The organism is Streptomyces sp. TRM70350 (assembly GCF_019219825.1).
GTDB lineage: Bacteria > Actinomycetota > Actinomycetes > Streptomycetales > Streptomycetaceae > Streptomyces.
Genome location: NZ_JAHUXH010000033.1, coordinates 45,554 through 59,346, shown reverse-complemented (window position 1 = coordinate 59,346; position 13,793 = coordinate 45,554). Strand labels below are relative to the sequence as shown.

Annotated in this window: 8 protein-coding genes; 3 read left to right on the top strand and 5 right to left on the bottom strand. The window is 70.9% G+C overall.

Features of this window, described 5'->3' with window-relative positions; genetic code table 11:
• Nucleotides 1-39: 39 nt before the first annotated feature.
• The gene (gene hemB / locus KWI83_RS32265) at nt 40-1,032 is read left to right on the top strand and encodes a porphobilinogen synthase (RefSeq protein ID WP_218517930.1); all 993 of its coding nucleotides are present in this window, start codon (nt 40-42) and stop codon (nt 1,030-1,032) included.
• 70 nt (nt 1,033-1,102) lie between these two features.
• Here the strand turns inward: hemB and KWI83_RS32260 are convergent, their stop codons facing one another.
• From KWI83_RS32260 to KWI83_RS32240, 5 genes are all read right to left on the bottom strand, one after another.
• Complete coding sequence (locus KWI83_RS32260; protein WP_218517950.1) at nt 1,103-3,052, bottom strand: hypothetical protein; 1,950 nt, start codon at nt 3,050-3,052, stop codon at nt 1,103-1,105.
• 28 nt (nt 3,053-3,080) lie between these two features.
• Nucleotides 3,081-3,959, bottom strand: a complete 879-nt coding sequence (locus KWI83_RS32255) for a carbohydrate ABC transporter permease (RefSeq protein WP_218517929.1) — start codon at nt 3,957-3,959, stop codon at nt 3,081-3,083.
• Between the two features lie 18 nt (nt 3,960-3,977).
• On the bottom strand, nt 3,978-4,955 hold the full coding sequence (locus tag KWI83_RS32250; RefSeq protein ID WP_218517928.1) for a carbohydrate ABC transporter permease: 978 nt from the start codon (nt 4,953-4,955) through the stop codon (nt 3,978-3,980).
• Between the two features lie 123 nt (nt 4,956-5,078).
• Nucleotides 5,079-6,410: an ABC transporter substrate-binding protein gene (locus tag KWI83_RS32245; RefSeq protein ID WP_218517927.1), complete on the bottom strand. Its 1,332-nt coding sequence runs from the start codon at nt 6,408-6,410 to the stop codon at nt 5,079-5,081.
• A gap of 219 nt (nt 6,411-6,629) precedes the next feature.
• Nucleotides 6,630-7,796 carry an ROK family protein gene (locus tag KWI83_RS32240; protein ID WP_218517926.1) on the bottom strand — a complete coding sequence of 389 codons (1,167 nt, stop codon included), beginning with the start codon at nt 7,794-7,796 and terminating at the stop codon, nt 6,630-6,632.
• Nucleotides 7,797-8,128: 332 nt separating this feature from the next.
• Between KWI83_RS32240 and KWI83_RS32235 the strand changes: the two genes are divergently transcribed.
• A complete protein-coding gene (locus KWI83_RS32235) occupies nt 8,129-9,028 on the top strand; it encodes a BadF/BadG/BcrA/BcrD ATPase family protein (protein WP_218517925.1) in 900 nt (299 codons plus the stop codon).
• Nucleotides 9,029-9,224: 196 nt separating this feature from the next.
• Complete coding sequence (locus KWI83_RS32230) at nt 9,225-13,766, top strand: glycoside hydrolase family 38 C-terminal domain-containing protein (RefSeq protein ID WP_218517924.1); 4,542 nt, start codon at nt 9,225-9,227, stop codon at nt 13,764-13,766.
• The last annotated feature ends 27 nt before the right edge of the window (nt 13,767-13,793 follow it).

Here is a 13,793-nt window from a genome sequence, read left to right as displayed (position 1 = left end):
TTGGTAAATGGCCGGTGGGGGCGGGCGTAGCTTAGGAGTATGTCGAAGTACGGTTCCTTTCCCGGTTCGCGTCCTCGTCGGCTGCGTACCACCCCTGTGATGCGGCGCATGGTCGCCGAGACGCGGCTGCATCCCGCCGACTTCATCCTTCCCGCGTTTGTGCGGGAGGGCGTGCGTGAGCCCGTGCCGATTGCCGCCATGCCGGGGGTCGTCCAGCACACGCGGGACAGCTTGAAGAAGGCCGCTGCTGAGGCGGTGGCCGCCGGGGTCTCCGGGATCATGCTGTTCGGGGTGCCGGAGGACGCGAAGAAGGATGTGGTAGGGACGCCGGGGACCGATCCGGACGGGATTCTTCAGGTCGCGATTCGGGATGTGCGGGCCGAGGTCGGCGATGAGCTGCTGGTGATGTCCGATCTGTGTCTGGATGAGACCACCGATCACGGGCATTGCGGGGTGCTGGACGCCGCGGGGCGTGTCGACAATGACGCGACCCTGGAGCGGTACGCCGAGATGGCGCAGGTGCAGGCTGACGCCGGGGCCCATGTCGTCGGCCCCAGCGGGATGATGGACGGGCAGGTCGGGGTCATCCGCGACGCCCTTGACCAGATCGGGCGGGAGGATGTGGCCATCCTCGCCTATACCGTGAAGTACGCGTCTGCTTTCTACGGGCCCTTCCGGGAGGCCGTCGCCTCGTCGTTGCAGGGGGACCGGAAGACGTATCAGCAGGATCCCGCCAACGTGCGGGAGTCGATGCGCGAGTTGGCCCTGGACTTGGAGGAAGGGGCCGACATGGTGATGGTGAAGCCCGCCGGGCCCTATTTGGACGTTCTCGCCCGGGTTGCCGATGTGGTGGATGTGCCGGTGGCCGCGTATCAGATTTCTGGTGAGTATTCGATGATCGAGGCCGCCGCCGAGAAGGGGTGGATCGATCGGGACCGGGCGATTCTGGAGACGCTGACCGGGATCAAGCGGGCCGGGGCGCAGAACATTCTTACCTACTGGGCCACCGAGGTGGCGCAGAAGCTGCGCTGAGCCGTCCACCGGGCGCCGGCAGCCCATGTCCGGCGGAGAAACGACTGCCCACAGTGGTGGCGGCGTGCCGTCAGGCCGGCACCCGCAGCTCCAGCACCGGCTCGCCCGTGGCATCCCCCTCGGGTGAGCCGATCAGCGCGGAGAACGCCTCGGTCGTGACGAGCAGGCCGGTGTCGGTGCGCTCGAAGACCGGCGCGAACGGCTCGTCGGCGTGGGCGGGCCCGTAGCGGACCGCGAAGACGGTCAGCCCGCCCGGGGCGACCGGCAAAGGGTCCGCCTCGAGCGCCGTGGTCGCGACCGTGTGGCGCCAGCCGGCATCCGGGTTGCCGTAGCCGCGCGGGTCGGCGGCCAGCCGGAAGGCCGCCTGCTCCTGGGTGAGACCGATGGTGTCGGGGGAGTTGAAGTAGGCGGAGGAGTCCGTGCCCGGCCAGTCGGGCGTGGTGACCGCGATCCCGGCGGCGCCGGTGACGGCCAGACCGCCCGCGTGGAGCGCGCCGTCGGTGGCGAGCCGCCCCGCCCGCTCGGACAGGTCCAGACCCGCCACCTCCAGCAGCTTCGCCAGCCGCCCGTCGGTCTCCGTCGCGTACGGCAGACCGGCCAGCAGGAACGGCTCGCCCTCCGCCGGGTCCAGGTCCAGGGCCACCGTCAGCCACAGCGACGTCCCGTCGGTCACGTACAGCGACTGGGTGTGGACGAGGACCTGCGCGGCGCTGACCACCGGCTTGGTGACCAGCTTCGCCATGAGCCCGGGGGCGGCTGCGTCGCGTACCCGCACCTCGCCCATCGGCCTGGTCAGCAGGAAGCTGCCCCCGCCGGCCAGCCGTACGGCCGGTCCGATGCCGTGCTGGCGGTCGGCGGCCGCGGGCAGCAGCAGCGTACCGGCGGCCTCGATCAGCGACGGCGTCAGCACGTTGTCGAAGGAGACGGAGACACGGGCGCTGCGCAGCTGATGGCGGACGGGAGAGGTACGCGGCGCCCGGTACCAGCGGGTCGTGTCCTGCGCCTGCCACACCAGCATGAAGGCGAAGTGGCCGTCCATGGCGCCGTCCGGACCGGCGGCGTGGTAGCCCCACCGGGTGTCACCGCGGTAGCGGCCGAGGTCGGCGCGGATACGGCGGCTGAAGAGCCGCAGTCCCAGGACCGCCTCGAAACCGGAGTGCTGCTCGCTGTAGCGCGGCCCGCCGACGTCGTAGCCGCAGGACGACAGCCGCGCGTCGATATAGCGGGCGATGTCGTCGCCGTCCTCGACGAACACCTGCTCGCCGCTGACCCGGTGGGCCTGGGCGAGGAAGGACAGCGAGATGGGGCCGTAGTTGTTGTCGTACGCGCCCCCGTGCTCGGCGGGCAGCAGCGCGCCCCGGTCGGGCAGCCGGCGGGAGCGGATCTCCTCGGTGTACAGGCGCATGGCCGTCTCGTGGACGCACTCCGCCTCCGTGCCTTGGAGGTGGCGGGCGAGCATGAGACCGCCGACCACACAGCCGATGGCCTGGTTGGTGGCGTCCTGCGGATTGAAGAAGGTGACCTCGGTGAGCCAGCGCCAGTAGCCGCAGGCCAGTTCCGTGAGCGCGCCGGACTGCTCGTCGGACAGCAGGCCCTGGCCGATGTCCAGCAGATTCACCGCCTGGAGCAGCGCCCAGACCGTGCTGGGCCAGTCGCCGATCGGGTGCGCGCCGTCGCCGAGTACGTAACGGGCGTACGGCTCACCGGAGTCGCGCAGGCGCAGGTTCGGGTAGCCGGGGTTGTCCGTACGGAAGACACGTTCGCGCAGGTGGAAGTCCACGCTGCGGGACACGGCTTCGGGGAGCCGGTCGTCGCCCGTGCGCCGCCACGCCAGCGCCAGCAGAGAGGAGATGCCGAGTGAGGTGTCGCCGATGTCGTCCGTGCAGCCGGGGCGTTCGAGGTTGCCGTCGGGGGTGATCCGGTCCAGGGCCTCGGCGGCGACGCGTGCCAGCACGGCGTCGTACGCCTCGGGGCTGTCGGGCTGGTCGTGCAGGGAGGTGCGCTGGTGCGGGAGCAGCACGGGTTCCACGGGTGTGGTCACGTGGGGCTCAGCCCTTCATTCCGGTGGTGGCGAGGCCCTCGACGAGGCGCTTCTGGAAGACGAGGAAGCAGATCAGGGTCGGTGCCAGTGCCAGCGTGGACATCGCGAACATCGCGCCGTACGACGAGCCGCTGGTCTGGTCCAGGAACAGAGTCAGGCCGAGGGGCACGGTGAACTTGTCGTTCTGCTGGAGGTAGACGAGCTGGTGGAGGAAGTCGTCGTACGTCCAGATGAAGGTGAAGATCGTGGTGGTGACCAGGGCCGGCTTCATCAGCGGCAGGATGATCTTCCAGTAGATCTGGAAAGGGTTGGCGCCGTCCACCATGGCCGCCTGGTCCAGCTCGCGCGGGATGGAGCGGATGAACTGGACCATCAGGAAGATGAAGAAGGCGTCCACCGCGAGGAACTTCGGCACGATCAGCGGCAGGAACGTGTTGATCCAGGTCAGGTTGTAGAAGATCGTGTACTGCGGGATCAGGACGGCCTGCGTGGGCAGCATCAGCGTGCCGAGCATCAGGCCGAACCAGATCTTCTTGCCGCGGAACTCGAAACGCGCGAAGGCGTAGGCGGCCAGCGAGCAGGAGATGACGTTACCGATCACCGCGCCGATCGTGACGATCAGCGAGTTGGTGATGTAGAGCGAGAAGGAGTTGCCCGAGCCGCTCCAGCCCTCGGAGTAGTTCTCCGGGCGCAGTGCGTTCGGGATGAGCCCGGGGTGGGTGAAGATCTCGGTGTCGGGCTTGAGGGAGCTGCTCAGCATCCACAGCAGCGGATACAGCATGACGACGGCCACGCCGATGAGCAGGGTGTGGACGAAGATGCGGCGGGGGCCGGTGAGCGAGCGGAGCTTCTGCAGCGGCGACGCGTTCGGCGTGATGGCGGACATGGGTGAAGGACTCCGGCTTCAGTCGTCGTAGTGGACCCAGTAGCGGCTGGCGATGAAGTTGACCGCCGTGAAGCCCGCGATGACCAGGAACAGCACCCAGGCCAGCGCCGAGGCGTACCCCATCTGAAGGTCCGTGAAGCCCTTCTTGTACAGGTAGAGGGAGTACAGCATGGTCGAGTTCAGCGGTCCGCCGGTGCCGTTGCTGACCACGAAGGCGGGGGTGAACGTCTTGAACGCGTCGATGATCTGCAGGACCACGTTGAAGAAGACGATCGGGGTCAGCAGCGGCAGGGTGATCCGGAAGAAGCGCGTGACGTTGCTCGCGCCGTCGATGGCGGCCGCCTCGTACACGTCCTTCGGCAACTGCTTCAGGCCCGCGAGGAAGATGACCATCGGGGTGCCGAACTGCCAGACGGCCAGCAGGACGAGCGTGTAGAGCGCGGTGTCCGGGCTGGAGATCCAGTCCTGGCCCTGGATGCCGAACCAACCGAGGAAGTCGTTGAACAGGCCCTCGCCGCCGAAAACCTGCCGCCACACGATGGCGATGGCCACCGCCCCGCCGAGCAGCGACGGCAGGTAGAAGGCGGCCCGGTACAGGCCGATGCCCCTCAGGTCGCGGTTGAGCAGCATCGCCACGGCGAGGGCGAGCGCCAGCTTCAGCGGTACGGAGACGACGACGTACAGGAGGGTGGCGTGCACCGAGTCCCAGAAGACCGGGTCGTCGGTGAACATCTTGCTGTAGTTGTCCAGTCCGACCCACTGCGCGGGCGTCAGCAGGTCGAACTTGGTGAAGGACAGGTACAGCGAGTCCAGCATCGGGTAGATCGTCAGGCCGAACAGGCCGACGAACCAGGGGGCCAGGAAGACGTACGGCCACCACCCGCCGCCCCGCCGTCTGGCGAGGCGGCGGCGCATACGGTCGCGTTCCCGCTGGTCGGACGGGGTCGCCGCAGCCGGCGGCTCCTTCACGACCTCGTCGGTCTGCGCGGAGGTCATACTCATCTCCCTGGCCCTCAGCCCATCTTTTTGCGGTTCGCCTGCGGGGCGCCTGAAGCCGGTCGGCTCTCTCGGTGTCCGGTTGCGCGGCGCGGGTTCATCACTGTGCTTCCAGCGGAGCGCTCAGGCGCTCAGGATCCCTGGCGCCTGGTCGAAGAACTCGCCGAGCTGCGCCTTGATCGACTTCTTGCCGAAGGCGACGGCGAGGTTCGACTGGAACAGCAGGTCCCAGATCTGGTCGGCGCCCTGCGGTGGGGGCACCGGCGCGGGCAGGGCGTTCGTCGCCTTCGAGACGCGCTGGGAGATGTAGTCGGCGTTCGCCATGTTCAGCTTGTCCGTCTCGGTCAGGCCCGAGGCGATCAGGTCGCGGGCCTTCTGCGTCGGCGGGATGCCCCGGTACAGCTGCATGTCCTTGATCGCCGTCTCGTCCTGGGCGAAGAAGCCCATGATCTTCACCGAGTCGGCCACCTTCTTGCTGGCCTTGGTGGCGCTCAGCAGCACACCGCCGTTGACGAAGTTGCCCTCGCGGGCGCCGGACCAGTCGCCCTGCGGGGTCGGCAGGAAGTCCAGCTGCGCGTCGGTGATGGAGCCGCCCGCGCCGTAGACGCCGGAGTCGAAGGTGAACAGGGCCTTGCCGATGACGACCGCGTTCTTGGTGAGGTCGTTGTGCGCGGCGGAGGTGATCGCCGGCGGCGGCGATGCGTGGGTCTTGCGCATCTCGGCCCAGTACTCCCACCACTCCTGGAGCGTGTCGGGGGTGAAGCCGAGCTTCTTGCCGTCGTCGGAGAAGAAGGTCTCGCCCTTCTCACGGGCGAAGATCTCGAAGCACTGGAGGGTGGAGCCGCCGCCGTCGTCGACGCCGTAGATCTTGCCGCTGCTCTTCTTGTAGACCTGCTGGGCGGTCTTCTTCAGATCGGCCCAGGTCCACTCGCGGTCCGGCAGCTTCAGGCCCAGCTTCTCCAGGCCGCTGCGGTTGACGGTGAGCTGGTTGACGCCGATGCCGGACGGGACGCCGTACAGCTTGCCGTCGACGGTGCCGGCGGCGAGGAGCGTCTTGGAAAAGCCGGTGAGGTCGAGGCTCTTGCCGACGTACGAGTCGAGCGGGGCGAGGACGCCCTTGCGGGCGTACTGGGCGACGAGCGCGGTGTCCATCTGGAGCAGGTCGGGGGCGCTGCCGCCGGCGACGTTGGTGTTGAACTTGTCGAAGTACCCCTCGTAGCCGGAGTAGGTCTCCCGGATCTTGATCTTCGGGTTCTTCTCCTGGAAGTACTTCAGCGCCTTCTTATAGGCGTTGTGGCGGTCGTCGCTGCCCCACCAGGTCATGGTCAGGTCGCTGCTGGTGCTGCCGGCGCCGGTTCCGCCGCTGCAGGCGCTGAGCGAGCTGCCGAGCGCACCGGCGACGGCGAGGCCGCTCGCGGTGCGGAAGAGGGTTCTGCGCGAGATCTGGTGACCCACCGGGTCCTCCCTGGATGTGCGTGACGGATCCCCCGGCCGGTCGCGCGGCTCGGGTCGTTCTGTGGAGTGCGCTTTCCGGCATGCGACCTCGCCCGGTCGCGCCGCCCTGGCGGGTGAGGATTCCTTGGCCGTCATCCCGGCCGTGACCGTACGAGCACGCCCTCGTACGCCGCTCCGCCGTAGGGCGGAGCCCCTCGCCCTGAGTCGGGTCCCGCCGACTTAGAAAGCGCTTGTCCGGACATTGGCAGACCTTCGGTTACCCGTCAATGCTTCGCCCGCGTGCCTTCCGGTCACGATTTGAATTCCATGGGCGACCGCGAGCCGGCTCGCGCCCGCCACGGTGCCGCTGTCGCCGAGGGTGCTGCTCACCACCTCGGTGGGCCAGCTCAGCCGTGCCAGTTCGGCCCGTACACCGGGCAGGAGCTGCGGGTCCGCGCCGGTGGCGCCGCCCAGCACGATCAGTCCCGGGTCCAGCACGGCGGCCACGGCGGTGGCGAGCCGGCCCACGTCGGCGGCATGGCGGCCGACCACCGCGCGGGCCGTGGCATGGCCCTCCTCGGCGAGGGCGAAGAGCCGCTCGACGGTTCGGGGGCGCGGGCCGTCGGCGTCCTGCCAGGCCTCACGGGCCCGACGCAACAGGGAGCGCGCGCCGATGTACTCCTCCAGGGCCTCGTGGCGCGGTTCGCGGCCCTCGTCCCATGGATAGGGCAGCCGGGCCACCTCTCCCGCGGCGCCGTTCGCTCCGCGCAGCACCTTGCCGCCGATGACGATGCCGAGGCCGATGCCCACGCCGATCCGCAGATAGCCGAAGGCGTGGCGGCCGCGGGCGGCGCCCTCGTGCAGCTCGGCGAGCGCGGCGCAGTTGACGTTGTTCTCGAGGTGGACGGGAACACCCGGCGGCAGCGCGACGGACATGGCGTCGAAAGCGGGGCCGGCCTTGGCAGTCGCGGGGCGCATACCGGTGCCCTCCGGGTCCTGCGTGGTGACGTCGCCCACGGCGACGACGATCGCGCGCAGTGGGCCCCCGGCGGGCAGCGAGGCGAGGGCCTTGCGTACGGCGTCGGCGGCATCCGCCCGGGAGCCGGTGGCCTGGGCGAGCAGGGTGCCGTCCAGGGCGCAGCCCCGAACCCGGGTGTGGGTGGGGCCGAGGTCGATGGCGAGCACGGCGCCGGCAGCCGGCCCGAGACCGTAGACGGCGGCGGACCGGCCGGTGCCACCGGAGGCGGTTCCGGAGCAGGCGGCGAGCTGGGCGGCCTCGAGCTCGGCCATGGCGGAGGAGACGGTCGGCTTGGACAGGCCCGCACCGGCCGCCAGCTGGGGACGGGTTGCGGTGCCCGCCCCGGCCAGCACGGCGAATACCGCGCGGGCACTCTCACTCAGGTGCATGTTCTCCCTCAGGTCGTGCCGCAGCGTCTGGTCGCGAGGCGTGTGGTCGCAAGGCGTCTGGTCGCAAGGTCGCAGGGCATCGGGATTCCGTGCCTCTTGACGCACCCTACTTGGTTAGTTAACTTCCTAACGAACTCGCGCGGTACTCGCCTGCCGCGCTCATCAGAAGCCCGTCCCGGGGCTTCCCGACCGCTCGACCGCTGCTCGCCTGGCGACGCCCACGCTCCTGATCCGCGGGGCCCGTTGCGAGGCAACGGCTCTCGCGCGCCCAGGCACGGTTCGCCCGCCGTTCGCTACGCATGGAATCACCGCGCAACGACGAAAGAGGATCCGTGCAGGAATCCGCGTCCATGGCCGTCGGTATCGACGTGGGCGGCACCAAGACCCATCTCCGCGCCTGCTCGGGTACGGACGTCGTCGTCGACACCGTCCGTCCGAGCAGTGGCTGGCGGCCGCACGATCCCGGTGAGGCCGCGCAGTGGCTCGCTGCGCTCGTCCGGGAGGCCCTGCCCGCGAGGGCCAGGCCCGCATCCGTCGCCGTCGGGGCGCACGGCTGCGAATCCCCGCGCCAGGGCGCCCTCCTGCACCAGGCGCTCGGTGCCCATCTCGATGTGCCCCGGCGCATCGTCAACGACGCCGAACTCCTCGTCCCCGCCCTCGGCCTCAAGCAGGGCGTCGGTCTGGTGGCCGGCACCGGCTCCGTCGCGGTCGGGCACCTCGCCGACGGGACGCAGATCCGTGTCGGGGGCTGGGGCGCCGTCCTCGGTGACGAGGGCAGCGCCGCCGGACTCGTACGCGAGGCAGCACGTGCCGTCTGCGCCGCGCACGACCGGGGCGATCCTCCCGATCCGCTCACCCGCGGGCTGCTCGCCGCCCTCGGGATCGTCGAAGTCCCGGCGCTCGGCGGGGTGCTGGAAGCCGCGGCCGACGTGTCAGCGGAGTGGGGTCGGCACGCCGATGCCGTCTTCGGCGCCGCCGCAGCCGGGTCCGACCTCGCCCGCGACGTGATCGCCGCGGGAGGACGGGCCCTGTCCGCGCTCGTGAAGCGACTCGCCGACCGCGGCGCCGTCGTGGACGACGTCGTCCTGGCCGGCGGGGTCGTCCTCAGCCAGGCCGCCCTCTACAGCGCGCTCGACGACGCGCTCGGCAGGGACCTCCCCGGCACCCGACTGCACCCGCTGCGGGTACCGCCCGTCGAGGGTGCCGTCGAACTGGCCCGCGCTCTGCTGTAGACCGCTGCCCGGACGTACCGCCCCTGGACGTGGCCCTGATGGACGTACCAGCCGCAGGGCGCACCGCCCGGGACGCGCGACCGGTGCCCAACCGCTTGCGACCAGCCCATACAGCCACCGCCTCTACAGTCGCCGCCCATCCAGCCGCCGCCCAACCAGCCACCTCCCGTACAGCCACCGAAAGGCCCACGCCAGCATGCGGATCCGCGACGTCCGGTCCACCGACCTCTTCGTCGGTACGCAGCAGTCCCCCCGCCAGGTCGTACGTGTGACCCTGCAGGGCGGGACCGGCCGCGTACGGGTCCGGGTCGAAGGGCCGACGGTCAGCACGCCGGAACCGGCGCTGATCGCCGCACCCGGGCCGGGACGGGAGGCCGTCGCCGAGGTCGGGGTCGTCTTCTCGGCCCCGGCCCCCGCCGGATCGCTGCACCGGGTCACCGCGATCGCCGAGACCGCCGAGGACTGCGAAGCCGCCCGCCTCACCGCCGTCGGCTCCAGCGCCTCGTGCCCCGCCGCCGTCGACTCCGGAGCCGCCCGCACCACCACGGAGGACTCCGGCGCCCACCGCTGCACCGCCGAGGCGACCGTCACGGCCGAGGCCACCGGCTGGACCATGTGGATGGTCTCCCACTTCCACTACGACCCGGTCTGGTGGAACACCCAGGCAGGCTTCACCGAAGTCCGCCACGAACTCCCCGATCTGCCCTGGGTGGACCGGCTCCGCCCGCCCCATGTGCGCAGCGCCTTCGACCTCGTACGTGCCCACCTCGACTCGGCCCGGCACGACGACGACTACCGCTTCGTGCTCGCGGAGATCGACTATCTCAAGCCGCACTGGGACGCCTTCCCACGCGACCGGGCCGACCTGCGCCGCTTCCTGCGCGACGACCGGATCGAACTGGTCGGCGGCAGCTACAACGAGCCCAACACCAACCTCACCCACCCCGAGTCGACGATCCGCAACACCGTCTACGGCATCGGCTACCAGCGGGACGTACTCGGCGGTGATCCGCGTTCCGGGTGGCTGCTCGACGTGTTCGGTCACGACCCGGCGCACCCCGGGATCATGGCCGACGCCGGACTCGACTCCAGCGCCTGGGCGCGCGGCCCCTTCCACAACTCCGGGCCCATCGGGCATACCGGGGACATCGCGCGGATGCAGTTCCCCAGCGAGTTCGAGTGGATCGCGCCCAGCGGTCGCGGCGTCCTCACCCACTACATGGGCGCGCACTACACCGCCGGCTGGGCCATCCACCGGACCGACTCGCTCGAGGCCGCGATGGTGGCCGCGTATGACCAGTACGCGCAGCTGAAGAAGGTCGCCGCCACGCGCAATGTGATGCTGCCGGTGGGCCACGACCACAACGTGCCGTCGCGCTGGTGCACCGAGATCCACCGGGAGTGGGCCAAGCGCTATGTCTGGCCACGCTTCACGATGGGCCTGCCGCGGGACTTCTTCGCGGCCGTGCGGCGTGAGGCGCAGTCCCCGTCCCGCTCGCGTACGACGAGCGTGATCACGCCGCAGACCCGTGACATGAACCCGGTCTTCACCGGCAAGGACGTCTCGTACATCGACACGAAGCAGGCGCAGCGGGCCGCCGAGACGGCCGTACTCGACGGGGAACGGCTAGCCGCCCTCGCAAGCCTCTTCGGCGAGCGCTTTCCCAGCGAGGCACTCGACAAGGCGTGGCGCCTCCTCGCCTATGGTGCGCACCACGACGCCGTCACGGGCACCGAGTCCGACCAGGTCTATCTCGATCTCGCCGACAACTGGCGTGAGGCGTACGAACTCGGCGACAGGGTGCGGACGGACGCGCTGGGGCAGCTCGCCGCCCGAACCGACACCCGCGGCAGCGCGCACACGCCGGGGCGGCCCCTGCTGGTCGCGAACACCCTCTCCTGGGAACGGGACGGCCTCGTCACCGTGGACGGTGCGGCAGGCGCAGAGGTCCGGGACGAGGCCGGGCGGCCTGTGCCCTCGGTCACCGAAGGCTCCGCTCTCTCCTTCCTCGCCCGGGGCGTACCCTCGCTCGGCCACCGCGTCTACCAGCTCGTCGAACCCGGGGCGTCCACCGAGCCCGGACAGGACACCGAGTCCGGACCGGGCACCGCACCCCGACCGGACACCGAACCCGAACCGGCTACCACCGGCTGGGCCCTCGTCGCGGACGCCACCACCATCGAGAACGAGATCTTCCGGATCGAGGCCGACCCCGACCGCGGCGGTGCGCTGAGCCGCATCTCCGATCTGCGCACCGGCCGCGAACTCCTCCGCCCGGGCGGCCTCGGCGGCGAACTGACCCTGCAGGACGAGTACACGACCCACCCCGTCTGGGGCGAGGGCCCCTGGCATCTGCTCCCCAAGGGGCCCGGCACGGGCACCGGCGCCCGGCCCGCCACCTCCGTACGCGTCGAGCGCTCCGCCGTCGGCGCGCGGATCACCACCGAAGTGCGCCTGGACACCCTGCGGTTCACACAGACGGCCACCCTCCTCCACGGCAGCTCCCGCATCGACTTCCGCACCCGCGTGGACGGCTCCATCGGTGAGGACAGGCTGCTGCGGGTCCGCTTCGACCTCGACCTGCCCGGCACCCTGCCGGTCTCCGAGGTCGGATTCGCCGCGATCGGGCGGCCTTTCGGCTTCCCGGAGACCGACACCGCCGAGCACCTGTGGACGCTGGACAACCCCGCACACACCTGGGCCGGGCTCTCCACGACCGCCCGCATCGCCCTGCATCCGGCCGACTCGGCCGACTCCGGCACCGGTGACGGCAGCGGGCGCAGCGCGCTGTCGCACGCCATCGGCGTCGCCGAAGTGATCGCCCCCGAAGACCATGATGTACGCCCCCTCCTCGCCGCTCTCGTCGCCCAGGGCGTGACCGCAACCTGCACACGCCCGGACGGCCCGCGCCACGGCTCTCTCGACGCGGACTCCAACCTCCCCGACATCAGAGTGGCACCCGGCACTGACAACGCCTTCACCGAACGCGTCCTGGCCGCCACCGGAGCGGACGAAGCCGCCTACCGCGCGGCCCTCGCCACACACGGCCGCGTCTTCGTGCCCGCAGCCCGTACCCGCCGCGAAGCCTGGGTGCCCGGCGCCGACCTGCGCGGCCCGCGCGATCTCCCGGTACTGATCGTCAGCGACACCGACGCCCTCACCGCCGACCTCTCCGACGCGGTGATCGACGTCCCCGTACCCGACTGCCTGCCCACCACGGCCGAACCCGCCGACGACTATTCCGCCGCCCTGGTCAATCACGGCACCCCCGGTTCCGTCGCCACCACCGACGGCACCCTCTACCTCTCCCTCATGCGTTCCTGCACCGACTGGCCCAGCGGCGTCTGGCTCGACGGGCCGCGCCGCACCGCCCCCGACGGCAGCAGCTTCGCCCTCCAGCACTGGACGCACGACTTCCACTACAGCCTCGTCGCCGGACCGGGCGGCTGGCGCCAGGCAGGCTTCGTACGCGCCGGACGCGAGGCGAACCATCCCCTGCTCGCCCTGCCCACCACTCCCTCCGACGGCGAACTCCCGCCCCGCACCTCCCTCCTGACCGTCGAACCGGCGAACGTCGTGCTCTCCGCGCTCAAGCCGCGCGGCAACCCCATGGCCTCCGGCCTCCCCGGCGACACCGACCCCGCCTCCGACGGCCTGGTCATGCGCCTGTACGAGTCGGAGGGCCGGCCGGTGACCGCGCGGGTCCGCCTGCACGGCGGACACGGCGGGTTCACGGCCGGTGAGGCCACGGACCTGCTGGAACAGCGCACGGTACGACCGCTGACCGCCGACGCGGACGGTTCGCTGAGCATCGGCCTGGCGGCGGCGGACGTCGCGACGATCGCGGCCCGCCCCGGCCTGTCCGGCCGCTCGGGCCTGTCCGCCTCCGACCCGGCCCCGTCCCGGTCGGACCGGCCCACATCGGAACCCGCTGGCAGCGGCCCGGCCCGCGAACCCGTCCAGCCCGTCTTCACCCGCTACTGGCTGCACAACACAGGCCCGGCCCCCCTCGGTCATCTCCCGGTCAGCCTCCGCCTGGAGCGCACCGAACGGCTCGGCGAGGGCGCTGAGGCGGGGGAGGCCGGCGAGCCCGCGGGCAGCACGAAGAGCGAGGCGTCTTCAGCGGGAGTCACGGAAACCATACGCATCACCGTCGCGACCTCCGTCCTCCCGGCCAGGGGCACTGTCTCCCTGTGCGTCCCGGCGGGCCTCACCGTGGCAGCGCACGCGCCACTCCGGTACGACCTGGCTCCGGGCGAGTTCGCGGAGTTCGACATCACCGTGCGGCCGGAGAAGGGTGCGGCACCGGGCACGTACTTCGTGGCGGCCCGCATCCTCGACGGTATCGGCCAGATCCTGGAGGACGCGCTGCCCGTCGCCGTCGGGGGAGGCTCAGAGGTCGCTCCCTTCGGCATCGACCTCTCCCACCCCGCGCCCGATCGCCTCGTCCTGCGCCTGACCGGCCAGGCGCTGAGCGAAGTCCGCGGTGAGGCCCGCATCATCAGCCCGTACGGCACGTGGGGCGCCCCCGGCGACGCCGTCGCGATCACGCCCCGGATCCAGGGATTCACCGTGTCCCCGAGAGCCGTGACGGAACTCCACTACGCCGTGACGCACCGACCCGGCGACACGAGCGACAGCGGCGAGAGCGGCGGCGACTGGTGGGCGCTGGCCAAGGTCTCCGCCTTCGGCACCGTCCAGTACTCGGCCACCGTGCCCGTGACGGCATCTCCCTGACGGCCGCGGCGCTGCGCGGTTGGTCTG